22 protein-coding genes and 1 riboswitch are annotated in these 25,825 nt (G+C 51.4%); of the genes, 13 read left to right on the top strand and 9 right to left on the bottom strand.

The window, feature by feature from the left end; genetic code table 11:
* Positions 1–5: 5 nt before the first annotated feature.
* Both dnaG and rpsU read right to left on the bottom strand, forming a co-directional pair.
* Complete coding sequence (gene dnaG, locus OH773_RS18405; RefSeq protein WP_270140760.1) at positions 6–1,751, bottom strand: DNA primase; 1,746 nt, start codon at positions 1,749–1,751, stop codon at positions 6–8.
* A gap of 165 nt (positions 1,752–1,916) precedes the next feature.
* Positions 1,917–2,132: a 30S ribosomal protein S21 gene (gene rpsU, locus OH773_RS18400; RefSeq protein ID WP_001144069.1), complete on the bottom strand. Its 216-nt coding sequence runs from the start codon at positions 2,130–2,132 to the stop codon at positions 1,917–1,919.
* Between the two features lie 247 nt (positions 2,133–2,379).
* Between rpsU and tsaD the strand changes: the two genes are divergently transcribed.
* Positions 2,380–3,393 (top strand): tRNA (adenosine(37)-N6)-threonylcarbamoyltransferase complex transferase subunit TsaD, encoded by a 1,014-nt coding sequence (gene tsaD / locus OH773_RS18395; protein WP_270140757.1) that lies wholly within the window; start codon positions 2,380–2,382, stop codon positions 3,391–3,393.
* A 33-nt stretch (positions 3,394–3,426) separates the two neighbouring features.
* Here the strand turns inward: tsaD and plsY are convergent, their stop codons facing one another.
* Positions 3,427–4,044: a glycerol-3-phosphate 1-O-acyltransferase PlsY gene (gene plsY / locus OH773_RS18390; RefSeq protein WP_183273221.1), complete on the bottom strand. Its 618-nt coding sequence runs from the start codon at positions 4,042–4,044 to the stop codon at positions 3,427–3,429.
* Positions 4,045–4,151: 107 nt separating this feature from the next.
* On the opposite strand from plsY, the gene folB reads away from it, so the two are divergent.
* The 7 genes from folB to ptsP all read left to right on the top strand — a co-directional run bounded on the left by folB (position 4,152) and on the right by ptsP (position 12,736).
* On the top strand, positions 4,152–4,520 hold the full coding sequence (gene folB / locus OH773_RS18385) for a bifunctional dihydroneopterin aldolase/7,8-dihydroneopterin epimerase (RefSeq protein WP_270140755.1): 369 nt from the start codon (positions 4,152–4,154) through the stop codon (positions 4,518–4,520).
* 106 nt (positions 4,521–4,626) lie between these two features.
* Positions 4,627–5,451, top strand: a complete 825-nt coding sequence (bacA, locus tag OH773_RS18380) for an undecaprenyl-diphosphate phosphatase (RefSeq protein ID WP_270140754.1) — start codon at positions 4,627–4,629, stop codon at positions 5,449–5,451.
* A gap of 148 nt (positions 5,452–5,599) precedes the next feature.
* Positions 5,600–6,100 carry a hypothetical protein gene (locus tag OH773_RS18375; RefSeq protein WP_270140753.1) on the top strand — a complete coding sequence of 167 codons (501 nt, stop codon included), beginning with the start codon at positions 5,600–5,602 and terminating at the stop codon, positions 6,098–6,100.
* Positions 6,082–6,396 carry a PTS fructose transporter subunit IIB gene (locus OH773_RS18370; protein WP_183273217.1) on the top strand — a complete coding sequence of 105 codons (315 nt, stop codon included), beginning with the start codon at positions 6,082–6,084 and terminating at the stop codon, positions 6,394–6,396. The genes OH773_RS18375 and OH773_RS18370 overlap by 19 nt, the downstream gene beginning before the upstream one ends.
* Positions 6,389–7,516: a PTS fructose transporter subunit IIC gene (locus OH773_RS18365; protein ID WP_270140752.1), complete on the top strand. Its 1,128-nt coding sequence runs from the start codon at positions 6,389–6,391 to the stop codon at positions 7,514–7,516. Before OH773_RS18370 ends, OH773_RS18365 begins: the two co-directional genes overlap by 8 nt.
* Positions 7,517–7,652: 136 nt before the next feature.
* Complete coding sequence (locus OH773_RS18360) at positions 7,653–10,259, top strand: glycoside hydrolase family 38 C-terminal domain-containing protein (RefSeq protein WP_270140751.1); 2,607 nt, start codon at positions 7,653–7,655, stop codon at positions 10,257–10,259.
* Positions 10,253–12,736: a phosphoenolpyruvate--protein phosphotransferase gene (gene ptsP / locus OH773_RS18355; protein ID WP_270140750.1), complete on the top strand. Its 2,484-nt coding sequence runs from the start codon at positions 10,253–10,255 to the stop codon at positions 12,734–12,736. The genes OH773_RS18360 and ptsP overlap by 7 nt, the downstream gene beginning before the upstream one ends.
* Here ptsP and OH773_RS18350 read toward each other — a convergent pair.
* Both OH773_RS18350 and OH773_RS18345 read right to left on the bottom strand, forming a co-directional pair.
* On the bottom strand, positions 12,729–13,976 hold the full coding sequence (locus OH773_RS18350; protein ID WP_270140749.1) for a multifunctional CCA addition/repair protein: 1,248 nt from the start codon (positions 13,974–13,976) through the stop codon (positions 12,729–12,731). The genes ptsP and OH773_RS18350 overlap by 8 nt on opposite strands.
* A gap of 67 nt (positions 13,977–14,043) precedes the next feature.
* Complete coding sequence (locus OH773_RS18345; protein WP_270140748.1) at positions 14,044–14,664, bottom strand: TIGR04211 family SH3 domain-containing protein; 621 nt, start codon at positions 14,662–14,664, stop codon at positions 14,044–14,046.
* A gap of 243 nt (positions 14,665–14,907) precedes the next feature.
* Between OH773_RS18345 and OH773_RS18340 the strand changes: the two genes are divergently transcribed.
* Genes OH773_RS18340 through hldE form a run of 3 tightly spaced genes read left to right on the top strand, consistent with a single transcriptional unit; the run spans position 14,908 to position 20,593 of the window.
* Complete coding sequence (locus OH773_RS18340; RefSeq protein WP_270140747.1) at positions 14,908–16,206, top strand: CYTH domain-containing protein; 1,299 nt, start codon at positions 14,908–14,910, stop codon at positions 16,204–16,206.
* A gap of 48 nt (positions 16,207–16,254) precedes the next feature.
* Positions 16,255–19,107: a bifunctional [glutamate--ammonia ligase]-adenylyl-L-tyrosine phosphorylase/[glutamate--ammonia-ligase] adenylyltransferase gene (gene glnE, locus OH773_RS18335; protein ID WP_270140746.1), complete on the top strand. Its 2,853-nt coding sequence runs from the start codon at positions 16,255–16,257 to the stop codon at positions 19,105–19,107.
* Positions 19,108–19,162: 55 nt separating this feature from the next.
* Positions 19,163–20,593: a bifunctional D-glycero-beta-D-manno-heptose-7-phosphate kinase/D-glycero-beta-D-manno-heptose 1-phosphate adenylyltransferase HldE gene (gene hldE / locus OH773_RS18330; protein WP_270140745.1), complete on the top strand. Its 1,431-nt coding sequence runs from the start codon at positions 19,163–19,165 to the stop codon at positions 20,591–20,593.
* A 44-nt stretch (positions 20,594–20,637) separates the two neighbouring features.
* Here the strand turns inward: hldE and ubiK are convergent, their stop codons facing one another.
* Entirely contained in the window at positions 20,638–20,922 is a 285-nt protein-coding gene (gene ubiK, locus OH773_RS18325) for a ubiquinone biosynthesis accessory factor UbiK (RefSeq protein ID WP_270140744.1), read from the bottom strand.
* A 134-nt stretch (positions 20,923–21,056) separates the two neighbouring features.
* Positions 21,057–21,204, top strand: a riboswitch (FMN riboswitch).
* Between the two features lie 98 nt (positions 21,205–21,302).
* Between ubiK and ribB the strand changes: the two genes are divergently transcribed.
* Positions 21,303–21,956 (top strand): 3,4-dihydroxy-2-butanone-4-phosphate synthase, encoded by a 654-nt coding sequence (gene ribB / locus OH773_RS18320; protein WP_270140743.1) that lies wholly within the window; start codon positions 21,303–21,305, stop codon positions 21,954–21,956.
* A 154-nt stretch (positions 21,957–22,110) separates the two neighbouring features.
* Here ribB and zupT read toward each other — a convergent pair whose 3' ends face one another.
* Complete coding sequence (gene zupT / locus OH773_RS18315; RefSeq protein WP_270140742.1) at positions 22,111–22,878, bottom strand: zinc transporter ZupT; 768 nt, start codon at positions 22,876–22,878, stop codon at positions 22,111–22,113.
* Positions 22,879–23,076: 198 nt separating this feature from the next.
* Between zupT and ygiD the strand changes: the two genes are divergently transcribed.
* The gene (gene ygiD / locus OH773_RS18310; protein WP_270140741.1) at positions 23,077–23,865 is read left to right on the top strand and encodes a 4,5-DOPA dioxygenase extradiol; all 789 of its coding nucleotides are present in this window, start codon (positions 23,077–23,079) and stop codon (positions 23,863–23,865) included.
* Between the two features lie 109 nt (positions 23,866–23,974).
* On the opposite strand, the gene OH773_RS18305 is transcribed toward ygiD, so the two are convergent.
* Positions 23,975–25,135 (bottom strand): glutathionylspermidine synthase family protein, encoded by a 1,161-nt coding sequence (locus OH773_RS18305; RefSeq protein WP_270140740.1) that lies wholly within the window; start codon positions 25,133–25,135, stop codon positions 23,975–23,977.
* A gap of 6 nt (positions 25,136–25,141) precedes the next feature.
* Positions 25,142–25,816 carry a DUF1190 family protein gene (locus OH773_RS18300; protein ID WP_270140737.1) on the bottom strand — a complete coding sequence of 225 codons (675 nt, stop codon included), beginning with the start codon at positions 25,814–25,816 and terminating at the stop codon, positions 25,142–25,144.
* Positions 25,817–25,825: the final 9 nt, after the last annotated feature.

The raw sequence follows: 25,825 nt of genomic DNA, 5'->3' as shown, positions 1-25,825 counted from the left end.
AATATTTACTTTTTCGCGCGTGATTCTGTTATCACACGGACTTCCTCACGTTCTGCAGGCGTTAGCCCGGTTGTTCTGGAACGTGCCATCAATTCTTCAAACCTCAACTCCAGTACTGAATCAAACATATGTTCCAGTGCATCGTTGAACGTTTTTTCTGCAATGTCCTTATCTGCTATATCGTCCCATGAAGAGAGTTTTTCAAGGGTGGCGGCTTCATTTGTGCCGCGATATAGCTCTAAAAGCTGCCCGGTGGTTAAACCCGGTTGCGCCAGACAGGTATTCACCAGGTCGATAAAGAGTTTCAACCCTGGTAACTTTGCCTGCTCCAGACCGTTAAGCGGTGGCACACTCGGTGCCAACTCTGGATTTTGCACCAGTAGTCCTATCAGTATACGCATGGTTGTGCGTTTTAGCTGAGGAGCTGGGCGCGGTGTACTGTTTTCCGCAAGCTTAGGCATCAGCTTTTCAAGCTGGCTATCGTCCAGAATGCCCAGTTTGTTACCCAGTTCTTGGCGCAGATAAATACGTAAAGTTTCACCAGGTACCTGAGTAATCAGGGGTAATGCAAGGGTACTCAACCGTGCACGGCCATCAGGAGAACTTAAATCGACCTGTGGCATCAGGCTGTTAAAAAGAAACGTAGAAAGCGGCAGGGCTTGTTCCATGCGCGCTTCAAATGCTTCTTTGCCTTCTTTACGCACCAGCGTGTCGGGGTCTTCTCCGTCAGGCAGGAACATAAAGCGTAACTGGCGCCCGTCTGTCATATAAGGTAGTGCAGTTTCCAGCGCGCGCCATGCGGCGTCTCGTCCTGCGCGATCCCCGTCATAACAACAGACAACGGTATCAGTAACCCGGAACAACAGTTGGATGTGGTCAGCGGTGGTTGAGGTGCCCAGTGAGGCAACGGCGTATGAAATGCCGTATTGTGCCAACGCCACTACATCCATGTAGCCTTCCACAACCAGCAAACGCGAGGGTTCAGGCTGGCTCTGTTGGGCTTCATACAGGCCATAGAGCTGGCGGCCTTTATGGAAAATATCGGTTTCCGGGGAGTTCAGGTACTTTGGCAGGGCATCGCCCAGCACACGGCCACCAAAACCAATTACCCGGCCACGCTTGTCGCGGATGGGGAACATCACCCTTTCGCGGAAGCGGTCGTAACTGCGCCCCTGATCGTTCGTTACCAGCATGCCTGCGTCCGTCAGTGCCTGACGGTTTTCGCTATTGCCACCAAAACGCTTTAACACGTTGTCCCAGCCGGGAGGGGCATAGCCGATGGCGAAATGCTGAATAACTTCAGTACTTAAACCGCGCTGTGCCAGATACTGGCGAGCAGGTTCTGCTGATTGTTGAGTCAAGGATTGCTGATAAAAGGCGTTCAGGCCGTCCATCAATTGATACAGACTTTGCCGTTGATGACGTTCAATCTGGCTCGGTCCGCTACCTGCTTCGTAAGGCACTTCAAGATTGTGCATTGCCGACAGTTCTTCAACGCTTTCGACAAATTCAAGCTTGTCATAGTTCATTAAAAAATCGATGGCGTTGCCATGTGCCCCACAGCCGAAGCAATGGTAAAACTGTTTTTCACCGTTTACGGTGAAAGAGGGGGTTTTTTCGTTATGGAACGGACAGCACGCATGATAGTTCTTGCCCTGCTTTTTTAGCTTAACACGCGCATCGATCAGATCGATGATGTCGGTGCGAGCCAGCAAGTCATTGATGAAAACACGTGGAATTCGTCCAGCCATAGGCCCCGTTTGGTACTCGCTTTCTTTCAGTCTTGCGATATAACAGCGCGATGAAAGAGCAGAAGTATGTCAGTTCATGAACGAAAATAAGCCGCGCATTCCTTTCGGAAGCACGGCCTTTACAACTACTACTGGTCTGTTTTGGAGGGTTGAACCTCCAGAAAATTAGTACAGACGAGTGCGGCGTGCGTTTTCGCGAGCCAGTTTCTTCGCGTGACGTTTCACAGCAGAAGCTTTAGCGCGTTTACGTTCGGTAGTCGGTTTTTCATAGAACTCACGACGACGAACTTCCGCCAGAACACCTGCTTTCTCACAAGAACGCTTGAAGCGACGCAGTGCTACGTCGAATGGCTCGTTTTCACGTACTTTAATTACCGGCATTAACTCTCACCTTTGATAAATTCGGTTTGCCGCTGACTTAGGCGTCAGCTATTTCAAAATGGTGCGGAATTTTACTGCAACTACTGCTGCTTTGTAAAGCACCGGACAACCAGAAACCTGGCTTTTAAGGCCGGAATCTTCCAGGGGTGCGGATTATACACCACCTGCGCGCAATAGGTGAGCAGAGTTTTACAATAAGCGCTCAGAGGCTTAAACTTCGCCGCAAGACTTTGAGGTAGAGAAAGCCATGCGCGTACTGGGTATAGAGACTTCCTGTGATGAAACTGGCATCGCCATTTATGACGATGAAAAAGGGTTATTAGCTAATCAATTGTATAGTCAGGTGAAATTACACGCTGACTACGGCGGTGTGGTACCGGAGCTTGCCTCCCGCGACCATGTACGCAAAACCGTACCATTGATTCAGGCTGCTCTTAAAGAAGCAGGATTAACCGCCAAAGATATTGATGGCGTCGCCTATACGGCAGGCCCAGGACTGGTTGGTGCCCTGTTAGTGGGGGCCACAATTGGCCGCTCGTTGGCGTTTGCCTGGGATGTGCCTGCTGTGCCCGTTCATCATATGGAAGGGCATTTATTGGCACCGATGCTGGAAGAAAACCCGCCAGAGTTCCCGTTTGTGGCGCTGCTGGTTTCCGGTGGTCACACACAACTTATCAGCGTGACGGGAATTGGGCAGTACGAGCTATTGGGTGAGTCTATTGATGACGCCGCAGGTGAAGCCTTTGATAAGACGGCCAAATTGTTGGGGCTGGATTATCCTGGTGGCCCAATGCTGTCAAAAATGGCATCTGAAGGCACTGAAGGGCGCTTTACTTTCCCGCGTCCGATGACCGATCGTCCCGGCCTTGATTTCAGTTTCTCTGGCCTGAAAACCTTCGCGGCTAACACCATTCGTGGCAATGATGCTGATCCTCAAACTCGTGCTGATATTGCCCGAGCATTTGAAGACGCTGTTGTTGATACGCTGGCAATTAAGTGCAAGCGCGCGTTGGATCAAACCGGTTTTAAACGTCTGGTGATGGCGGGTGGCGTGAGTGCAAACCGCACGTTGCGAGCGCGAATGGCTGAGATAATGGCTAAGCGTCGTGGAGAAGTCTTCTACGCGCGCCCTGAATTCTGTACCGATAACGGTGCGATGATTGCTTACGCAGGTATGATTCGATTAAAAGCGGGAACCGCTGGGGAGTTGAGCGTAACTGTGCGCCCACGCTGGCCGTTGGCTGAGTTACCTGCGGCGTAATTGCTCAGTGAACAGCTAAGAAGGAGTGAGCAATCACTCCTTTTTTTTATCTTTATTTCTGCGAAGCTTCTTCCAGATTTTTGTTTCCTGGCCGCGCCACAAACGTTGGATGTTGTCATGATGGCGCATCAAAATCAGACAGGAAAGCATCGCGACCGGGAAAGTGAATTCCGGTCTGAACCACCAGACGTAAAACGGGGCAATCAGTGCACTGATTATCGCACCCAGTGATGAGTAGCCGCTCAGTAAAACGCTCAGAAGCCAGGTTCCAGCCATGACGCCGGTTAAGTCCCAGCCGATAGGGGCAATAGCACCAAAGGCCGTCGCAACGCCTTTGCCACCATGGAAATTGAAGAAAACAGGCCAGATATGACCAATGCAGGCGGCGATGGCGATAAGCCCTAGCCAGAATGGCGTCACGCCGAGTGCGTAAGCCGCCCAGACGGGTAGCATTCCTTTGAGAACATCAAAAATCAGTACCGCTACGGCTGCACCTTTACCGCCAAGTCGCAAGACATTGGTCGCACCTGGATTACCGGAACCATTCTCTCGCGGGTCAGGAAGACCGGCGATTCGGCAGACCAGGATGGCGCTAGAAATTGAGCCGCAAAGATACGCAAGCAGGATCATGCCAGGCGCGATTGCACTCATAACGCTGTTCCATTTTGAAAGTGTCGTTGTATTCTCTGCATCTGTGGATAATACGCATATTTCGCCAGAAGTGGTATCTGGCGTGACTAAAAACCGGGCGGGGCGTGATGGATATTGTATTTATAGAGCAACTTACTGTAATCACAACAATTGGTGTTTATGACTGGGAGCAAACGATTTCCCAGAAGCTGGTATTCGATATCGAAATGGCATGGGATAACCGCCAGGCCGCCAGTAGCGACGATGTTAATGACTGTTTAAGTTATGCTGATGTCAGCGAAGCGGTGATAAACCATGTCTCTGGCGGGCGTTTTGCACTGGTAGAACGCGTCGCCGAAGAGGTGGCACAGCTATTATTAGCCCGTTTTAACTCACCCTGGGTGCGTTTAAAAGTGAGCAAGCCCGGTGCTGTTGCGCAAGCGACTAATGTTGGGGTTATCATTGAGCGTGGCAGTAATCTGAAAGCGAATAATTAATTTCATATTTGTTAAACCAAATATGTGTAACCTGGTCATAACTGTCATCTTTTCGCGGCAGTCGCCGCTTTTTTTGTGTTCGTTTTAGGGGTTAGAGGATTTATTGATGAGCGATCTACACTCGCTGGCGATAGCCGCGATTCTGGGTGTTGTTGAGGGGTTAACGGAGTTTTTACCTGTCTCGTCCACCGGACATATGATTATTGTCGGCCATCTTCTGGGATTTGAAGGTGACACGGCGAAAACATTTGAAGTGGTTATTCAGCTCGGTTCAATCTTAGCTGTTGTGGTGATGTTCTGGCGCCGCCTGTTTGGGCTTATCGGAATTCACTTTGGCCGCAAGCCTCTTCCTCATGAAGGGGAAGGCAAAGGACGTTTGACGCTTATCCATATTCTGCTGGGTATGGTGCCTGCCGTTGTTCTGGGGCTGATTTTCCACGACACCATCAAGTCACTCTTTAATCCGATAAACGTGATGTATGCGCTGGTGGTTGGCGGTGTGTTACTGATTGCCGCAGAGCTGTTGAAGCCGAAAGAACCACGTGCGGTGGGTGTCGACGACATGACTTATCGCCAGGCATTTGCGATTGGCTGTTTCCAGTGTCTGGCACTGTGGCCGGGCTTTTCTCGATCTGGAGCCACGATTTCAGGTGGGATGCTCATGGGCGTAAGTCGTTACGCCGCCTCTGAGTTCTCGTTCTTGCTGGCTGTGCCAATGATGATGGGTGCAACCGTGCTGGATGTGTATAAGAGCATCGGCTTCCTGACCATGGCAGACTTGCCCATGTTTGCCGTTGGTTTTATTACCGCGTTTATTGTTGCACTGGTCGCGATTAAAACTTTCTTACATATCATCAAACGCATTTCCTTTATTCCGTTCGCAATTTATCGTTTTGCGGTCGCGGCAGTGGTGTATTTCGTTTTCTTCTAATATTAGCCACTAATAATAAAAGCCACTCGAAATGAGTGGCTTTTTTATTTCCGCTATTGGGTTAATTAGAATGCCAGGAATTGTGCGAATAATCACATTCACTCATCAGGTTAATGACTATTATCATTCGTTCATTCCTGGAGGAAATATGCGCGACATAGTCCACCGATTAATCAGCTACTGCTTCTACTGCCTGCTGGGGAAATTCAGCAGCGTGAAGTCATTGCTGAGTGGATTGTGCTGTTTCAACTCGCTTCAGTCGCTGAGTGCGGATGACGGATGCCCGCAGGAAAATAACGAAGATGACATTTCTGGCGGATGGTCGCGTTTATGGGGCTGCGCAAGTCAGAGCCTGTTTATCACATCGAAGCCTCTACTTATTCCACACGTTTCCAACGCCGTAGACACCGCTGTTCAGGTTCGTCTGGTGGCGCAACATCGCCATGAACTGGCGTTTAGTTATGCTACCCGTAGTGTTCACCAGTTGCTGGTTTGCCATCGTTTGAGCGGCGAGTCAGATGCGAACTCAGATTTACCCAACATGTTGTTTTATTGCTTAAAAAGCACAATGCGCTTCATCGCCATTGTGCTTTTTTTATTGTCCAAATCCGACCTGAGAGAGAAGCCACTATGTATATCGTTTGTGTAGCTGCATGCCCAACGGGCGTCGCCCATACCTTTATGGCCGCTGAAGCACTGGAAATCACGGGCAAAAGTCGTGGACACGAAATTAAAGTCGAAACCCAGGGAAGTATGGGGGTGGAAAACGAAATAACTGCTGACGATTTGGCACGTGCTGATGGGGTTATCATTGCCGCGGATGTTGCCATCAACAACAAAGAACGATTCGATGGCATGCTGAAGCTGGAATGCAGCGTGGCAGACCCGATTAAGTTTGGTGAAGCCGTCTTTGAAGCCATCGAGCAGGAGATCAATCATGGCTAAATTTCAGGGTGGCGGGCCGAAATCCTCCACGGGTACGGAAGTGAAAAACGCCATCATGACGGGCGTCTCCTACATGCTGCCCTTTGTTATCGCCGGAGCGGTGATTATGGGGATTGCCCGTATTGGTGCTTCGATGTATGGCATTGATAACATTTGGGATGCCAGTCATGAACAGGCCGCAAGCCTGGTGGTGCAAATGCTGCATAAGTTCGATGGATTTGGCGGGTTGGCGCTGTCATTAATGCTGCCGATTGTGGCAGGTTACATCAGCTTCGCTATCGCCAACAAACCGGGGATTGCGCCAGGGATGGTCGGCGGGCTGCTGGCGAGTAACCTGGGGACAGGGTTTCTGGGCGCACTGGCGGCGGGTTTTGTTGCGGGTTATGTGGTTCGCTTACTGACGGCAAAAATTAAACTGCCGCGCTCGCTAGCCTCAGCAGGGCCGATTTTCATCCTGCCCGTCGGTGGGACGCTGCTGACTTGTATCATCATGGCGTTTGTTATTGGTACACCGCTTGCAGCACTTAATCGCGGCATGGAAGCGTGGTTGCTGACGATGTCCGGTACTAACAAAATCATTCTGGCAGCGGTTGTGGGTGGCATGGTGGGCTTCGACCTTGGTGGCCCGGTAAATAAAGCTGCGGTGACAACCGCGATGGCGCTGCTGGCTTCGGGCATATACGACCCAAATACTGCGGCGCAAGTGGCGATAATTATCCCGCCGATAGGCCTTGGCGTCGCCACACTTATCTGGAAGCATCGCTTCCCTGAGTCTCTGCAAGAAGCGGGTAAAGCGTCAACATTAATGGGCTTGATTGGCGTTTCTGAAGGGGCGATTCCCTTTGCCTTAGCAAATCCAAAAATCATCATTATCAACGTGGTAGGTACTGCAACAGGTGCGGCGATGGCGGTGGGCTTAGGTGCGGTAAACCATGCGCCGATTTCCGGTTTCTACGGTTGGTTGGCCGTCGATGGTTGGCCAGTTTACGTTCTATCTATTGCGGTGGGTTCAGCGATTGTGGCTTTGGGGTCGTTGCTGGTTTTCAGTCAGTCGACACTTTCTGGCAACAAAGTAGAAAAAGAGAGTGCGGCGGCACCGAAATTTAAAGTGAGTCGCTAGCCATTTATTAAATGGCACATTGAGTGAGTGGTTACAAATATAAATGGGGCTGGTGAGTCTCAGGGCTTTCTGCATTTTAAATAAACCCATGATGATTTTACTTAATATAAAGTGGTCGTCGTGATGAGGTCGATATATGAAAACGGTTCATCTGGTTCAACACACTCATTGGGATCGCGAGTGGTATTTCACTGAGAATGATTCAAAAGCTGTGCTCTATTATTTTATGGATGATTTATTGCAGCGTCTTGAGGACGATAACACCTTAGGGCCTTTTGTACTTGATGGGCAAACGGTGGTAATCGAAGATTATTTAAGTGTGGCGCCCCACCAGGAAACCCGTCTGCGGCAGTTAATCGAGCAGGGGCGAATTGTCATTGGCCCCTGGTATACGCAGAGCGATTTTCTGGTGGTCGGAGCGGAGTCGATAACCCGCAACTTGCTGCTCGGACAGGCGGATTGCCAGCGTTTTGGTGACGCTATGCCAGTGGGTTATGTCCCTGATTCTTTTGGTCAAAGTGCGCAGCTGCCGATGTTCTTGCAGCAATTTGCTATCGACCATGCCGTTATCTGGCGCGGCTGGAGCGAACACAACGTGCCATTCAGTGAATTTAGCTGGCAGGCAGCGGACGGCAGTAAAGTGACAACCGCCGTGCTCCCCTGGGGTTATGGCTGTGCGAAATGGCTGCCTGATTCACCATCCGCAGGCTTGACAGCGCTGCAGCCGATTCTGGAAAAACAGACGCGTTTTTCGCTCACCGAGAACGTACTGCTCCCCAATGGAAATGACCAGTCACCGTTTGAATATCGTGTTCCGCAGATGCTCGACCAACTCAATCAACAGCAGGATGAATATCGTTTTGTCCGCAGCAGTTTCAGCCAGTTTTTCCAGGCGCTGGAAAATACCAATGTGACTCTGCCGATTTATCAGGGCGAGCTGCTCAGCCCGAAATACATGCGTATCCATCGCGGGATTTTCTCAACTCGCGTCGACATTAAGCAACTCAATGCTCGCCTTGAGCAGACTCTGAGCCAGCATCTGGAACCGTTGCTCGCCGTCAACTGGCGTCTGGGTCTGCCGTATCCACAATACGCCGTGGACAACATCTGGCGCGAAGCGATGAAATCTCACGCTCATGACAGCATTGGCGGATGCAACTCCGATCGCGTGAATGCGATGGTCAAAAACCGCCTTGAATCGGGGCTGGAGATGGCGCACCAGCTTATCGATCTGAATATGAAGATGTTGGCTGAGGGAATTACTGCCCAGCTTGATGGCAAGAAGATCATTATTTTCAACGCGCGCCCGCATATAAGCGCGGGCCTGGTCGAGCTAACCATTTTCACACCTGAGCAAGATTTCCGCGTGGTCGATAGCGCGGGCAATGAATGCCGTTGGCAGATTATCGAAGAAGGCCGCCAGGATATGTCGATAATCGTGCAGGAGCTGTCAAATAGCACCGAAACCACCTGGTATCGTAAATGTCGTTTGTTGCTGGAGGTTGCGGATATCCCGGCGTGTGGCTATCAAACCTTGTATCTGCAAGAGGGCGTCCGCGCGGAGTGTGATCAGCAGGTTGAATCGGTGGTGAAACTGGAAAACCCGTGGCTGATGCTGGAAGCGGATAAACAAGGGATCCTGACCTTAACCGACAAGCGTAACCAACAGACCTATCATCATGTTTTGCAATTGGTGGATGGTGGGGATGCGGGGGACAACTACAACTATTCGCCGCCGTTTAATGACTGGCTTATCAATAGTGATGATTTCCTGACTTCAGTGACGGGACAGCAAGGAGTACTGCAATGCAGTTTGACATTGAACTGGCAAATGGCAGTGCCTGAGGATCTGGAGGCGCGCAATGCGCGCCGCGCCAATAGTGAGCTTGAGATCACGATGACCATCACGCTTGCGCACTCTGACACCTGGTTTGACGTAGCAATTAGCGTCAACAACACGGTTCGTGACCACCGTTTACAGGTTTTGCTGCCGACCAACGTACAACAACATATTCACTTTGCCGATCAGCCATTTGGTCTGATTGAGCGCCAGAATATGCCTCCAGAAATGGCGGTCTGGCAGGACGAACAATGGACCGAAGCGCCGGTTGCACTTTACCCGATGCAAAGTCAGGTCATGATGTATGACGAAAAACGTGGCCTGTGCGTGCTAACCGAAGGGCTGCGCGAATATCAAATCCCTGAAAACATGCAGGATGTGATGGCGGTGACATTGCTGCGCAGTGTCGGTTGGCTTGGGCAGGCCAACATGCCTTATCGTCCTGGGCGGGCATCAGGAATGGTATTGCCATCACCAGATTCTCAAATTCAGGGCGTTCATCACTTTAAACTCAGCCTCCTGGCAATGAATAACGGCGCGGATAGCGCGTTCTGGCGTGATGTTGAACGCGCACGCGGCAACCTTCATGCGTGGCTTGAGACGGGCTGGTCACGCTTTCGTACTAATCCCCATGGACGAGTCTTCCCCCCTCATTTCAGCGTATTGAGTTGGGATACTGAGCTGCATTTCAGCACCCTGAAAAAAGCCCAGCATAGTGATGCACTGGTGGTTCGAGCCTGGAACCCGACAGCACGGACTGTAGAGCATGGGAAAATCACGGCAAACGGCGAGGTCACGGCAGTAACGCTGGCTGAAACGGCATTGCAAACCCATCAAGAATGGGTGCAGACGTGTGCGCCTGCGACATGCGTTATCCATTCTGGAGGCGAGAAAACATGTTAACACTCGACTTTACCTGTACTTTGCCCAACGGCATTCACGCACGACCAGCCAGTGAAATTGAGCAACGTGCTCAAGCATTTAGCGCATCGATCACACTGATCAATTTGAGTAAAAAGACCCAGGCCGACGCGAAAAGTGTGCTGGGGATGATTGGTGCGGATATCACTCATGGCGACCAGTGCCAGTTTCTGATTGAAGGCCGCGATCAGCAGGCTGCCTTTGATCTTCTGCTCGCGTTTATACGCAATGAATTTGAAGATTGCGACGAACCGCTGGCTCACTCAACGGGCAGCTGTACTCAGCCGTTGCCGGTCTTTATTGAGCATGCAAATCCTGATTATGTGCGGGGTAATGGCGTCAGTAAGGGGATCGGACGTGGCATTCCGGTGCTTATTGATACGGTCGATCTTTTCGAACTATCCCGCCTCGAACCTGCATCTGACGCGGTTCACCAGCAGCAACAATTGCAAGATGCCTGGACGTTGACGCAAAAAAACTTCGGTGATGCCGATGCTGGGGCTGCATCGGTGTTGGCGGCGCAACTGAAATTGTTGAGTGATCCCGCCTTTAAAAGATGTTTGCTCTCGCATACCGCGGCACGCAACGCATTGCAGGCGGTTGCACTAACCTCCCAAGCATTAAGTGAACCGTTGCTCAAAAGCAGCAGTCAGTATCTGCGGGAGCGGGTTATCGATATACGCGATCTTTGCCAGAGCATCGCGACTCATCTATCAGGCTGGTCACCTGAGCCTGAATTATCACTTACCCAGGACAGTATTGTGATCAGTAGCGGAACGCTGACGCCGGGGCAGTTCCTGCGGCTGCGCAATCCGCATTTAAAAGGCATTGTGATGGGCGAGGGCGGAGAAACTTCACATACCGTTATTCTTGCGCGCTCGTTTGGCATTCCCTTGCTGTGTGGCGTCACTCAATGCGACTCGAAGATGCGCACAGCCAGCATGTTGATTCTCGACAGTCGTTACGGTGTGCTGGTGGCAAATCCCAATGCGGCGATGGAAAGCTGGTATCGAATGGAAAGCGAAAAACAGCAGCGGATTTCTGCCCGTAGTGCGCCGCTGCGTGGGCTGCAGGTTTTGACTGCGGATGGAACTCCCGTCAGCGTTCTGGCAAACATTGCGCTGGCGGATGAAGCCCAAGGCGTGTTTGCTCAGGGGGCCGATGGTATCGGACTGTTCCGTACCGAAATGCTGTTCTGTGAACGCAGTCAGGCTCCCGATGAAGAAGAGCAATATCAGGCATACAGTGAGGTATTGCGATGTGCTGCGGGGAAAAAAGTCACGATTAGAACGTTGGATATTGGCGGCGATAAACCCTGTGAATTTCTCAACTTACCTAAAGAGGAAAACCCTTTCCTGGGCTATCGGGCAGTGCGCATGTATCCGCAATTTCACGATATTTTCACTACTCAAGTGCGCGCATTACTTAGAGCGAGCGCAGTCGGGCCGCTGAATATCATGGTGCCGATGGTGGCAACACTTGAAGAAATCCAGTGGTTGCACCGCCAATTCCATCAGATTGCAGACACCTTGCAACAAGAAGAGGTGCTCGTCGGCGAATGGCATCTTGGGATCATGGTTGAAGTGCCATCTACCCTCTATCTTCTCGAAAAAGCGGCGAAGTACCTCGATTTTGTCTCTATCGGCAGTAACGACCTGGCGCAGTATTTCCTCGCCTGTGATCGTGGTAATCCTTATGTCCGGCATCTGTATGATTACCGTAACCCGACGTTTTTAGCGTTAATGCGCGATATAACCCAGCGTGCGCAGGCGGCAGGGCTGGCTATCAGTCTGTGTGGGGAAATGGCGGCAGATAAGCAAATGTTGCCGCTGCTCGTGGGCATGGGGTTAACGCAGTTGAGTATGGCAGCAGGGACAATCACTTCATGCAAGGAAGCGCTGATGTCACTGAATATTCAGCAATGCCAGCAGTTACTTGAAACGACTATTTTCAGCGAAAGCAGTGAAGACGTGTCAGCGCATGTAGAGCATTTCATGCGAGTACAAATGCAAAAACCGGTTCTGGATGCGGATTTGCTGTTACTGGATAAAAGTGTGAGCAGCAAAGAGGAGGCCATCAAATTACTGACCGACAACCTTGAAGTGCAGCAGCGGGTGATATCGGGTGCGTGGGTGGAAAAAGCTATCTGGGAGCGCGAGGCGGTATTCTCTACCGCCCTGGGTTTTTCAGTGGCGATTCCACACTGTAAATCACCGCATGTGTTGCATAGCAGTATTTCACTTTTACGCCTGACAACACCGCTTTGTTGGGGAGAAGGCGTGGAGGTGCAACTGGTCATTATGCTGACGGTCAATGAGCGGGAACAGGATGATCACATGAAGATCTTCTCGCGCCTGGCCCGCAAACTCATGCACAGCGAGTTCCGCGAACAACTGCACACATTAGCGGACTCTGCGGCAATCACAGCTTTGTTAAAGCACTCTTTGTCTGTTATTTAGCGGGAGGTGTCACCAGCCCTGCGGCTTTCTTCCACGCTTCTACGGCGGCAATACGACGGCGATTTAGCTCATCGCGAATCGCCGGGCCGCTAAATCCAGCATCAATAACTTCTTTGTTGGTGACACTCTGTGCCGCAACCCAGGCGGCACGAAGCAGTCTGCCCTGAGGATAATCACTGGCTTCAAAACCGGTACGCCCGCGAGCATCCGCCTCGCTGGTCAACGCCACCTGTTCAACGCGCTGCGGTTTGCGCCAGGCATCGATACTGTCGAATAATTTGACGATGGTCTTCGGCTGTAGAATCGGGAACGTGTGAATCAGGTCGTGGTATTCGGCAACCAGTTTGGCAAGGTCACGGATCTCATTTGGCACACGTATCCGCTGGCACAATTGCTCAACCAGTTTTACCCCTGCCGGACCATGTCCATGGTGGCGCGGCCAGAACTCTTTTGGCGTCAATCCTTTACCTAAATCGTGACAGAGCGTGGCAAAACGGACGTCAACATCCGGGCTAAGCTGTGCGGCAATCGACAGCGTCATCAGCACGTGAATACCAGTGTCGATTTCCGGGTGCCATTTTTCTGGAGCCGGGACACCAAACAGTGCGTCGATTTCCGGGAAGAGCACAGCCAGCGCCCCACATTTGCGTAAGACATCGAAATAAACTTGAGGATTGCGGCTGGTGAGGGCGTTTTCTGTCTCTTTCCACACGCGTTCTGGCGTGAGATGCGCCAGTTCACCGTTGGCCGCCATTGCGGTCATCAGTGAAAGTGTTTCAGGAGCAATTTGAAAATTGAGATGGGCGTAACGCGCAGCAAAACGCGCGACGCGTAAAATACGCAGCGGGTCTTCATTGAAAGCTGGAGAAACATGGCGCAGCAGCCGTTTTTCGATATCAGCACGCCCATGATACGGGTCGATAAACTCGCCGTGTTCGTCCTGGGCAATCGCGTTGATGGTTAAATCGCGGCGCAGCAAGTCCTGCTCAAGCGTGACATCAGGCGCGGCATAGCAGGTAAAACCTGTATATCCCTGGCCTGATTTACGCTCGGTGCGCGCTAATGCGTATTCTTCCCGCGATTTCGGATGCAGGAACACCGGGAAATCCTTCCCAACCTGCTGGAAACCCGCATCAAGCATTTCTTGTGGCGTTGCACCGACAACCACCCAATCTTTATCTTTGACCGGTAATCTCAATAACCCATCGCGTACTGCACCACCGACCAGATAAATCTTCACGCTTTAAAGCCCCTGCATCTGTTAACCAATTACGATAATACGTAAGTGTAGGATACAGGGTTGGCGATCAGTTCATCCAGCGATCTTTCTTCTTACGGCTTGGGATCATGTGTGGCAGTAGCAGGCCAAGCAGCAGACCGAAACCTGCAACGCCGCCGCCGTACATAAACCACTGCATGATGATGGCGCGTTGCTTGTCATCCAACTGAACATTCGCGGCTTCAACTTTTTTCTTCGCGACGATTAATTGGTTTTTAAGCTGTTGATTTTCATCTTTGAGACCGGTGATGACACTGTCGCTTTGGGCCACTTTTTGCTGCATATCAGCAGTGCGCTGATTCCAGGTGGTATCGATATTGGTCAGCTTGTCAGTCAGGGTCTTAACCTGGTTTTCCAGGTCTGGCACTCGGGTGCGCAGGCTTGGTGAGGTGCTCAGCTGCGCCAGAGGGATCCATGAGGTGCGGCCTTTGCTGTCACGGATTTGGCCATATTTGGATTCTTCGTTGCTTTGCAACAGAACCACTTCTTCGCCCGCATTCACGGTTCCTTGCAGGCGATAATTATCCCCAGGACCACTACGCACCCAGGTATTGAGTTCATCAGATACATAACGTTTTTCCTCAGCATGGGCCACAACAGAAACGCTAAGAGAAAGCAAAGTAAGGCAAATTAGGCGGAATTTGTGCATGATTTCGTCATTATTGTCATAAATAGTGGAACGATAGTAGTGGCATCAGTCTGACGGTGCAATCCGTAAACCTGAATGAGAATCATCCTGGTGTGAATTTGACCACTTACTCGTGATTTAGGGCCCGCTGAAATGCGCGCCACTCATGGTAATTTGGTGAAAAATATTATCTACTGACACCCATTAAACGATTAAGTTCTCTGGGCGTGAGCCCAGTTTGACCCAACTAAAAGTAAAAAGACGATGACCCACGAAATCGAACTCAAATTTATTGTTAATCCAACTGAACTGGATTCCCTTCGTAACACGTTAAATTCGCTGGAAAGTCAGCACAGCGAACCTCGCCAGCTACTCAACATCTATTATGAAACCGCTGATAACCAACTGCGCCGTCATGATATGGGACTGCGCATCCGTGGCGATAACGGTCATTACGAAATGACGATGAAAATCGCAGGCCGCGTCACGGGCGGGCTACATCAGCGTCCGGAATACAATGTCGAGTTGAACGGGCCGGAACTGGCATTGTCGCTATTCCCGCAAGAGGTTTGGCCGGAAGATCTTTCTGCCGATGCGTTGCAGGCACAACTGAATCCTTTATTTAGCACTGACTTTGTACGTGAAAAATGGGTTGTGAAGCACGGTAAAAGCCGCATCGAATTGGCATTGGATCTCGGTGAAGTAAAAGCCGGTGAACTCAGTGAACCTTTGTGCGAGCTGGAGCTTGAATTGTTGGAAGGTGAAACAGCCGATGTTCTGGCCTTTGCCAAACAGCTGGTTACCCAACCGGGACTACGCCAGGGTTGCCTGAGCAAAGCGGCGCGCGGCTACCACCTGGCTCAGGGCAATAACGAACGAGAAATTAAACCGTTAACGGTTCTGCGAGTACCTGCGAAAGCAACAGTTGAGCAAGGGCTGGAAGGTTCAGTCGAACTGGCGCTTTCCCACTGGCAATACCACGAAGAGTTGTGGTTGCGTGGTAACGGCAAAGCGAAAGCTCAGGTTCTGGAAGCGGTTGGCCTGGTGCGCCACGCGCTGGCACTGTTCGGTGGTATCATCCCACGTAAAGCGAGCACTGAACTGCGTGAATTGTTGGCAACGTATGAAGCGATGCTGCCGCAAGAACTAAAAGCGCCTGAACTCGCGTTCAGCGCCCAAAGCAGCCAGGCAAAACTGGCGCTGACTGAGTGGCTGGTTGGGCGTCAGTGGCAGAAATTCGCCGACGAAAAAGCCAACGTCAAACTGGCGGGTTCGTTTAAGCGTTTTGCGGATACTCATCTTTCCCGTCACGCGGCAGAACTGAAAGAGACTTTCCAACGCCCGTTGGGTGATAGCTATGCCGATCAACTGCCGCGTCTGGCACGAGAAACCGGTTCTATCCGTCTGCTGGCGGGCGTTTACGACGATACGAAAACACAACCATGGCTGGATAACTGGCAAGGGCTGCGTCATGCCATCGTGACACGCCAACAGGTTGAAATTGAACATTATCGCAATGAAGCTATCTCGCAGGCGCCTTTCTGGCTGCATAGCGGGAAATAATCTTCCCCGTCGTTTTATTAGGGGATATCGTTAATAAGGGATACGACCATGATGTCGCAAGCGCCACTTTTACAGCAGCATTTGCAGGCGGCGCTGGCGCGTCTGCCACAAGAGATTGACGGCCAGACGCTGAGCCTCGAGGCTCAAGCCGTGTTGGCGTTTAGTGATTTTGTTTGTGACAGCATGGCGGCTTACCCCGCATGGATTGCGGAAATCGAGCAGTTCCCACCGCAAGCCGACGAATGGCAACACTATGCGACCTGGCTGCAAGAAGAATTGCAGGGTGTGGACAGTGAAACTGCGCTAATGGCCGCGTTGCGTCTGTTCCGTCGCCGTATGATGGTCAGAATTGCCTGGGCGCAAACGCTGCAAAAGGTCTCCACTCAAAGCTCTCTTCAGCAGCTTAGTGTACTAGCCGAAACGCTCATTATTGCTGCCCGTGACTGGCTGTATGCGGCGTGTTGTCGCGAATGGGGTACGCCGTGCAATCAAAACGGCGTCGCGCAGCCATTGATGATTCTTGGCATGGGTAAACTGGGCGGCGGCGAGCTTAATTTCTCCTCCGACATCGACCTGATTTTTGCCTGGCCGGAAAACGGTTCGACACAGGGTGGGCGACGCGAACTGGATAACGCGCAATTCTTTACCCGCTTAGGCCAGCGGTTGATTAAAGTCCTCGACCAGCCTACGCAAGATGGTTTCGTCTACCGCGTCGACATGCGCTTACGTCCGTTTGGCGACAGCGGCCCTCTGGTGCTCAGTTATGCCGCGTTAGAGGATTATTACCAGGAGCAAGGCCGCGATTGGGAACGCTACGCCATGGTCAAAGCCCGAATTATGGGTGATACCGATGACGTGTGGAGCCAGGAGCTGCGCAACATGTTGCGGCCGTTTATTTTCCGCCGCTATATCGATTTCAGCGTCATTCAGTCGCTGCGAAACATGAAGGGGATGATTGCTCGCGAAGTTCGCCGCCGAGGATTGACCGATAACATTAAACTCGGCGCGGGCGGGATTCGTGAAACTGAGTTTATCGTCCAGGTATTCCAGTTGATTCGCGGGGGCCGCGAGCCTGCTTTACAATCCCGCTCGTTACTGCCAACCCTTGAGGCAATTGAGCAATTACATCTGCTGTCGGAATCTGATGCAGCCAAATTGCATGCAGCCTATTTATATCTACGCCGCCTCGAAAACCTACTCCAGAGCATCAATGACGAGCAGACTCAGACGCTTCCTGGCGATGAACTGAATCGTGCGCGCCTTGCGTGGGGCATGAACGAGCCAACCTGGGATTCTCTGCAAGTCACCCTGCAACAGCATATGAATGCAGTGCGTCAGGTGTTTAACGAATTAATCGGCGACGATGAACCTGAACCAGGTGAAGATAAGCTTTCTGAAGCGTGGCGTGAACTGTGGCAGGATGCGCTGGATGCAGATGCCAACACGCCGGTTCTGGAACATTTAACGCCAGAAGCACGTAGCGAAGTGTTACGCCTGATCAGCGATTTCCGTCAGGATACCGACAAACGCACCATCGGCCCGCGTGGCCGCCAGGTGTTGGATCAGCTCATGCCACGCTTGTTGTGCGAAGCCTGCTCCCGCAATGATGCGCCTTTGCCGTTGTCACGCTTAACGCCGCTGCTGCTCGGTATTGTCACGCGGACGACCTATCTTGAACTGCTCACAGAATATCCGGGGGCATTGAAGCATCTGATAACGTTATGTGCAGCATCTCCAATGATTGCCAGCCAATTGGCGCGCTACCCGTTGTTGCTTGATGAGCTGCTCGACCCGAATACCCTCTACCAACCTACCGCTACTGATGCCTATCGTGACGAGCTTCGCCAATATCTGCTGCGCGTGCCGGATGACGATGAAGAGCAACAGCTGGAAGCATTGCGGCAGTTTAAGCAAGCACAGCTACTACGCGTTGCTGCAGCGGATATCACCGGTACATTACCGGTAATGAAAGTGAGTGACCACCTCACCTGGCTTGCTGAAGCGATGATAGATGCTGTCGTCCAGCAGGCCTGGGTGCAAATGGTGGCGCGTTATGGTCAGCCGAAACACTTACAGAATCGTGAAGGGCGTGGTTTTGCCGTGGTCGGTTACGGGAAACTCGGGGGCTGGGAGCTGGGTTATAGCTCTGATTTGGATCTCGTTTTCCTTCATGATTGCCCGTCGGATGTCATGACCGATGGCGAGCGCGAAATTGATGGTCGTCAGTTCTATTTGCGGCTCGCACAGCGAGTAGTGCACCTGTTTAGCACCCGAACTTCATCAGGTATTTTGTATGAAGTGGACATGCGTTTACGCCCGTCAGGTGCTGCGGGCATGTTGGTCACGACTGCCGAAGCGTTTGGCGATTATCAACAAAATGAAGCCTGGACATGGGAGCATCAAGCCCTGGTTCGTGCGCGTATTGTCTATGGCGATCCGCAATTGACGCAGGAGTTTGATGCTATTCGCCGCAGCATTTTGTGTGTTCCGCGTGAAAGCGAAAAGCTCCAGACCGAAGTGCGAGAAATGCGTGAAAAAATGCGCGCGCATTTGGGCGGTAAAACTCGCGAACGCTTTGATATCAAAGCCGATGAGGGCGGAATTACCGACATTGAATTTATCACTCAGTATCTGGTTTTGCGTTATGCGGCGCAGGCTCCAAAACTGACGCGTTGGTCTGACAATGTGCGCATTCTGGAATTAATGGCGCAAAACGACATTATGAGTGATGACGAAGCGAAAGCGTTGACACATGCTTATGTCACGTTACGTGATGAACTTCATCACCTTGCATTGCAAGAGCTGCCCGGAAATGTGGCAATGGATACGTTCATTCAAGAGCGCGAGCAGGTAATGAAAAGCTGGCAAACGTGGCTGATTGAGCCGCAAACGCGCGCATAAGATTAATTGTGATATTATTCGCGACAAAATTTTATCCCTCTCTGGAGAGTCAGGAATGAAAGTAACGCTGCCCGAATACAGCCGTGCAGGCGTCATGGTAGTGGGTGATGTGATGCTGGATCGCTACTGGTATGGCCCTACAAGCCGCATTTCCCCGGAAGCGCCGGTGCCGGTCGTGAAAGTCGATACCATTGAAGAACGCCCAGGCGGCGCTGCCAACGTGGCAATGAACATTGCTTCGTTGGGCGCGAATTCGCGTCTGGTGGGTCTGACGGGGATTGACGATGCGGCGCGTGCGCTCAGCCAAACGCTGGCTGGCGTAAACGTTAAATGCGATTTCGTCTCGGTGCCGACGCACCCGACAATCACCAAACTGCGTGTACTTTCCCGCAACCAGCAACTGATTCGCCTCGATTTCGAAGAAGGTTTCGAAGGCGTTGATCCAGAACCCATTCATGAACGCATTAGCCAGGCGCTGCCGCACATTGGCGCGTTGGTGCTTTCTGACTATGCAAAAGGGGCATTGGCGAGCGTTCAGCAAATGATTAGCCTTGCGCGTAAGGCCAATGTTCCGGTGCTGATTGATCCTAAGGGCACTGACTTTAACCGTTACCGTGGCGCGACGCTGTTGACACCAAACCTGTCTGAGTTCGAAGCGGTTGTCGGTAAATGCAAGAACGACGAAGAGCTGGTGGAACGTGGTATGAAGCTTATTGCTGAATACGAACTTTCCGCGCTACTGATTACCCGTTCTGAACACGGTATGACGCTATTGCAGCCGGGCATTAAGCCGTTCCATTTACCAACCCAGGCACAAGAAGTGTATGACGTGACCGGTGCTGGCGATACGGTGATTGGCGTACTGGCGGCAACGCTTGCGGCGGGTAACACTCTTCAGGAAGCGTGCTACTTTGCGAATGCGGCAGCAGGGGTTGTGGTGGGTAAACTGGGTACATCTACCGTTTCACCTATCGAACTGGAAAATGCGGTGCGTGGGCGTGCTGATTCAGGTTTTGGCGTAATGACCGAGGCTGAGTTGAAAGTGGCTGTGGCTGCGGCGCGTAAACGCGGTGAGAAGGTCGTCATGACCAACGGCGTGTTCGATATTCTTCATGCTGGCCATGTTTCTTATCTGGCAAATGCGCGAAAACTGGGTGATCGCCTGATCGTTGCGGTCAACAGTGATGCATCAACCAAACGCCTGAAAGGCGAAACTCGCCCGGTGAATCCGCAGGACCAACGCATGATCGTGCTCGGCGCGCTGGAAGCCGTGGACTGGGTGGTGTTGTTTGAAGAAGATACACCACAGCGCCTGATCGGCGAGATTCTGCCTGATTTGCTGGTCAAAGGCGGCGATTACAAACCGGATGATATTGCCGGGAGTAAAGAGGTCTGGGCCAACGGTGGTGAAGTGATGGTGCTGAATTTTGAAGATGGTTGCTCAACAACCAACATCATTAAGAAGATTCAAAGCCACGACGCATAAGCAGTTACGGATAATAAAAAACGCCCCAAATTTGGGGCGTTTTTTTACATCTGTGGTTCTGTTGGCGGCGTAACTTCAGGTGCCTGGGTGTTACGATTTTCCAGCTCGGTTAAACGCTGTTCCAGTAAAGCCAGTTTTTCACGGGTGCGTAACAGCACTTGAGTCTGCACATCAAACTCTTCACGGCTAACCAAATCCAGACGGGTTAACTGAGCCTGTAAAACCTGACGTACTTTTTTCTCGACATCATCCCCGAACTCACGAATCCCTTTCGGCATTGACTCGTGGACCTGGCGAGCAATCTGTTCAATTTTTTTCGGGTCAATCATAGTGGCTTCCATAATCTTACGGGATTGTCTTACGCGATTAACACTGATTGTAATGCCTGTGAGACTCCTTAGAAACCCGAAATGTTATTAGGTTTGGCGTTGCCAGAGAAAATCATCGGCGTTATAGTAAGTCTGCTTATTCTCAGGGCGGGGTGTAACTCCCCACCGGCGGTAAATCAGCGAACGCTGAAAGCCCGCGAGCGCTCCAGAGCAATCTGGAGGTCAGCAGATCCGGTGTAATTCCGGAGCCGACGGTTATAGTCCGGATGGGAGAGAGTAACGACTAAGCACAAGCTTTAATAAGCTTGCTCACGTTATTTTTTTAGCTCCTAAGACTGCCCTGATTCTGGTAACCATAATTTTAATGAGGTTTTTTTACCATGAATCAGACGCTCCTTTCTGCATTTGGCACCCCTACACAGCGCGTGGAACATGCTCTTGAAGCACTACGCGAAGGCCGCGGGGTAATGGTTCTTGACGATGAAGATCGCGAGAACGAAGGTGACATGATTTTCCCTGCGGAAACCATGACCGTTGAGCAAATGGCTCTGACCATCCGCCACGGTAGCGGGATTGTTTGCCTGTGCCTGACGGAAGAACGCCGCAAACAACTTGATTTGCCAATGATGGTTGAGAACAACACCAGTGCTTATGGCACCGGGTTTACTGTCACTATCGAAGCCGCGAGTGGTGTTACCACTGGCGTTTCTGCCGCAGACCGTATTACTACCGTTCGTGCCGCGATTGCTGATGGCGCAAAACCAAGTGACCTGAACCGCCCGGGCCACGTATTCCCGTTGCGCGCTCAACCGGGTGGCGTGCTTACCCGTGGTGGCCACACCGAAGCGACTATCGATTTGGTATCACTTGCGGGCTTCAAACCTGCGGGTGTTTTGTGTGAGTTGACCAACGATGACGGCACCATGGCGCGTGCGCCGGAGTGCATCACTTTTGCTCGCAAACACAACATGGCTATAGTGACGATTGAAGATCTGGTGGAATATCGCCAGACTCACGAACGCAAAGCCAGCTAAGACTCGTTTTTAATGTTTCCATGCCGCTTGAACTCGAAATAATTCGAGTTGCAGGTAGGCGGCAAAAGAATGAATCCCCAGGAGCTTACTCAAGTAAGTGACTGGGGTGAATGAGTGCAGCCAACACCCCTGCAACTTGAAGTATGATGAGTTATTATCCAATTCCGTTTGTTTGTAGCAACGTCAGACTAAACCCCATCACCGCCATACCGCAAAGTACGCCATAACTCGGGTTGTTGTGAGGATCAATTTCTTTGGCGAGTGGCATCAGTTCATCGACAGATAGCGCCACCATAATCCCCGCGACAGCAGCCATAATCGCCGCCATGACGACCGGCGAAACCATTGACCCGAGAATCAGCCAGGCCAGTACACCACCGAGAATTTCTGCGAGTCCCGAAATCCCTGCCCAGAAAATTGCTTTGCGCTTCGAACCCGTTGCGGCATACACCGGGCCTGCAACTGCTAATCCTTCCGGAATGTTGTGTAGCGCTACGGCGAGAGCAATACCCATCCCTAATTCCATATTACTGCTGGCAGTGACGAAGGTTGCGACCCCTTCCGGAAAGTTATGCAAACTAATGCCGAGCGTCAGCAGTAACGCGGTGCGTCGTAAATTACGAGGCTGTGGTTTGCTGTCCATCAAATCTTGCGGATGTGCATGGGGCAGGGCGCGATCAAGTGCGAAATAACCCAACAAACCCAACATGAACATTCCATAGCCCAATACTGGCGATATCCCTTCGGTATGAAGCGCTGCGGGTAGCATCTCCATTAACGAGATAAGCAGCATAATTCCTGCTGCAAAACCGAGAGAAAATGCCAGTACACGGTTCGATGGTTTCTGGCCGATAACGCCAAGAAAAGCACCAATAAAAGTGGCTCCCCCTGCTAACAGGGTCAGAATCAAGGGTACTGACATTCATTGCTCCTTTTGATAATGATTCTCATTTATATTAATGGGCGACGTGATAAAAATCGAGAGCCAGATGAGTAGCTTTACACATCGCTTACATTCAAATTTCCTGAAGATCTTCATCATGCTTATCTGAGTTCTTCATGCGGCAAAAGCGCGTAATGTGGTGTACATAAACTGAATATCCCGATAAAGGACACCACCATGACAACTCAACGAATGCCTGCGCTGTTCCTCGGACACGGTAGTCCAATGAACGTGCTGGAAGATAATCACTATACCCAAGCCTGGCGTCATTTGGGAGAGACCTTACCGCGGCCAAAAGCCATTGTGGTGGTCTCTGCGCACTGGTTCACCAAAGGCACGGGTGTTACGGCGATGGAAACACCAAAAACTATTCATGACTTTGGTGGTTTCCCGCAGGCACTTTACGATACCCATTATCCGGCACCGGGTTCGCCTGAACTGGCTCAGCAATTGGTTGATCTGCTGGCACCTGTTCCGGTGATGCAAGATAAAGAAGCCTGGGGATTTGACCATGGCTCCTGGGGCGTATTGATCAAAATGTACCCGAATGCTGACATCCCAATGGTACAGCTCAGTATCGATAGCACCAAACCGGCAGCCTGGCATTTTGAAATAGGGCGTAAGCTTGCTGCATTGCGCGATCAAGGCATCATGCTGATTGCCAGCGGCAATGTGGTCCATAACCTGCGTACCGCCCGCTGGCACGGTGAAAACACGCCATATCCATGGGCTGAGTCGTTTAACCAATACGTTAAAGACAATCTCACATGGCTTGGGCCGGTTGCAGATCACCCGCTGGTAAACTATTTACAACACGAAGGCGGCTCGTTATCTAACCCAACGCCGGATCACTATCTGCCGTTGCTGTATGTTTTGGGGGCGTGGGACGGTAAGGAACCAATTACGTTGCCAGTAGATGGCATAGAAATGGGATCGTTGAGTATGCTTTCGGTGCAAATCGGTTAATTATTATTTTTCCCCTCTCCCTCAGGGAGAGGGCCAGGGTGAGGGGGATTCGACATCAATTCGCCCTCATCCCAACCTTCTCCCCCAGGAGAAGGAGAAGGAGAAACGATTACTCTACAAACACATGCGGATAGAAACGCGAAAGATCCTGGGTGATTAATTCACGATCCTCACGAATACCAATGCCTGCCGGTTGATCGTTGATAAGCCAGCTTCCGAGCACCACGTAGCTGTCACCAAATTTTGGCAGTGGATAGAACTGTTGGACGATCATGCCTTCTTCACCGTAAGGGCCATCGACACGCGCAATTTCCTGGCCGTTTTCGATGATCTTCACATTCGCACCTTCGCGCGAGAAGATTGGCTTCACGACATACTTATCCATCGGCGGATAGCTATCTTCGGCGAAATAAGCAGGCAGCAAGTTTGGATGATCCGGGAACATTTCCCACAGCATTGGCAGCAACGCTTTGTTTGAAATGATACTTTTCCAGGCCGGTTCCAGCCAACGTACGCCAGCATCTTCCAGCTTGGTGGAGAACATCTCACGCAGCATGAATTCCCACGGGTACAGTTTGAACAGGTTGCTTATCACCTGATCCTGCAGATCGGTAAACTGGCCTTTCTCGCCCAGACCGATATCTTCCATGTATACGAACTCGCTGGCCACTTCTGCTTCTGCGGCACAATCCTGTAGATACTGAACCGTACCACGATCTTCTTCCGTATCCTGACAGCAAGCGAAATGCACCAGGTTGAAACCGTGTTGCTGCTTCAGCTCGGCAAAACGTTCGATGATCTTCTCTTGAAGGCTGTTGAACTGGTCGCTTTCTGCTGGCAGATTTCCAGACTGGATCTGATCTTCGAGCCAAATCCACTGGAAGAACGCGGCTTCATATAAAGAGGTTGGCGTGTCGGCATTGTTTTCCAGCAACTTTGGTTCGCCAACGCCATCCCATGCAATATCCAGGCGTGAGTAAAGCGACGGCTGCTGGGTACGCCATGATTGACGCACAAATTCCCAGGTGTGTTTAGGAATGCGAAATTTAGCTAACAGCTCATCACTGCTCACCACTTTTTCTACAACCTTCAGGCACATCTGATGCAATTCAGCAGTGACTTCTTCCAGCCGCTCAACCTGTGGAAGCGTTAGCTTGTAATAAGCGTCTTCACACCAGTAAGGCTCGCCATACATGGTGTGAAAATTGAAACCGTATTCTGTGGCTTTCTCGCGCCAATCCGGGCGCTCAGTAATCGCAATTCTTTCCATAATTTATTAGCCACCCATGGAACGAGAAGAACCTGTTGCGCTGTTGCTGCGCTGCATAGTCGATTGTTTAGCGACAGAGTCACCGAAACCGCCGCGTGTCACCGTGCTGGTGGTCGCAGGTTTAGGTGCCATAGCTGTTTTCGGCACGGTTGTTGTGCGGCCTGGTGTGGCTGCGCCGTAGCTCTTACCGCTGGCATCGGCATATTTACCGTAAGCAGGGCTTGATGGATTCTTTGAGGTAAACAGAGGTTGCTGCGCAAAGCCTGCGCCGCCGCCCATCAGTCGGCCCATCATGTAACCGGCCATCAATGGCATCCAGAAGCTGCCGCTTTGTTGAGGTTGAGCCTGAGCTTGTTCACCTGCCATATTGGCTTGAGCAGGCGCTTGCTGACATTGGCCTTCACCAAATTCAGCAATACATTCTTCACGCGATGCATATTTAGGCGCAGTACGTTCTGCTTCTTTCAGCGCGTTGTTGAAGGAAGTCGTACATTCGGCACTTTTGCCTGGGTTGGCTTGAGAACAGTCATCTGCGTTTTGATACATAGAGACTGTTTCGTCATTTTGTTCGCAACCGGCAAGCATAAACACAGCGGTAACCGCCAATGCAACCGGCGTCAAATGGCGGGCGTTCCAGCTTTTGCGGAACGATGCGTGGTTTATGGTTTTTGTCCGTTTCATTTATCTGTC

Origin of the sequence: Buttiauxella sp. WJP83, assembly GCF_027594725.1 — a bacterium.
Classification (GTDB): domain Bacteria; phylum Pseudomonadota; class Gammaproteobacteria; order Enterobacterales; family Enterobacteriaceae; genus Buttiauxella; species Buttiauxella selenatireducens.
Note: the sequence above shows the minus strand (reverse complement) of the source record. Positions and strands in the feature narration are given on the sequence as shown.

What these genes read in the sequence shown, in the direction of transcription:
- OH773_RS18365 (WP_270140752.1), top strand. Translation starts at nt 6,389, where the DNA reads ATGGCTAAATTTCAGGGTGGCGGGCCGAAATCCTCCACGGGTACGGAA.
- plsY (WP_183273221.1), bottom strand. Translation starts at nt 4,044, where the DNA reads ATGAGTGCAATCGCGCCTGGCATGATCCTGCTTGCGTATCTTTGCGGC.
- folB (WP_270140755.1), top strand. Translation starts at nt 4,152, where the DNA reads ATGGATATTGTATTTATAGAGCAACTTACTGTAATCACAACAATTGGT.
- tsaD (WP_270140757.1), top strand. Translation starts at nt 2,380, where the DNA reads ATGCGCGTACTGGGTATAGAGACTTCCTGTGATGAAACTGGCATCGCC.
- bacA (WP_270140754.1), top strand. Translation starts at nt 4,627, where the DNA reads ATGAGCGATCTACACTCGCTGGCGATAGCCGCGATTCTGGGTGTTGTT.
- hldE (WP_270140745.1), top strand. Translation starts at nt 19,163, where the DNA reads ATGAAAGTAACGCTGCCCGAATACAGCCGTGCAGGCGTCATGGTAGTG.
- ptsP (WP_270140750.1), top strand. Translation starts at nt 10,253, where the DNA reads ATGTTAACACTCGACTTTACCTGTACTTTGCCCAACGGCATTCACGCA.
- OH773_RS18375 (WP_270140753.1), top strand. Translation starts at nt 5,600, where the DNA reads ATGCGCGACATAGTCCACCGATTAATCAGCTACTGCTTCTACTGCCTG.
- ygiD (WP_270140741.1), top strand. Translation starts at nt 23,077, where the DNA reads ATGACAACTCAACGAATGCCTGCGCTGTTCCTCGGACACGGTAGTCCA.
- OH773_RS18340 (WP_270140747.1), top strand. Translation starts at nt 14,908, where the DNA reads ATGACCCACGAAATCGAACTCAAATTTATTGTTAATCCAACTGAACTG.
- rpsU (WP_001144069.1), bottom strand. Translation starts at nt 2,132, where the DNA reads ATGCCGGTAATTAAAGTACGTGAAAACGAGCCATTCGACGTAGCACTG.
- dnaG (WP_270140760.1), bottom strand. Translation starts at nt 1,751, where the DNA reads ATGGCTGGACGAATTCCACGTGTTTTCATCAATGACTTGCTGGCTCGC.
- glnE (WP_270140746.1), top strand. Translation starts at nt 16,255, where the DNA reads ATGATGTCGCAAGCGCCACTTTTACAGCAGCATTTGCAGGCGGCGCTG.
- zupT (WP_270140742.1), bottom strand. Translation starts at nt 22,878, where the DNA reads ATGTCAGTACCCTTGATTCTGACCCTGTTAGCAGGGGGAGCCACTTTT.
- OH773_RS18345 (WP_270140748.1), bottom strand. Translation starts at nt 14,664, where the DNA reads ATGCACAAATTCCGCCTAATTTGCCTTACTTTGCTTTCTCTTAGCGTT.
- OH773_RS18370 (WP_183273217.1), top strand. Translation starts at nt 6,082, where the DNA reads ATGTATATCGTTTGTGTAGCTGCATGCCCAACGGGCGTCGCCCATACC.
- ubiK (WP_270140744.1), bottom strand. Translation starts at nt 20,922, where the DNA reads ATGATTGACCCGAAAAAAATTGAACAGATTGCTCGCCAGGTCCACGAG.
- OH773_RS18300 (WP_270140737.1), bottom strand. Translation starts at nt 25,816, where the DNA reads ATGAAACGGACAAAAACCATAAACCACGCATCGTTCCGCAAAAGCTGG.
- ribB (WP_270140743.1), top strand. Translation starts at nt 21,303, where the DNA reads ATGAATCAGACGCTCCTTTCTGCATTTGGCACCCCTACACAGCGCGTG.
- OH773_RS18360 (WP_270140751.1), top strand. Translation starts at nt 7,653, where the DNA reads ATGAAAACGGTTCATCTGGTTCAACACACTCATTGGGATCGCGAGTGG.
- OH773_RS18305 (WP_270140740.1), bottom strand. Translation starts at nt 25,135, where the DNA reads ATGGAAAGAATTGCGATTACTGAGCGCCCGGATTGGCGCGAGAAAGCC.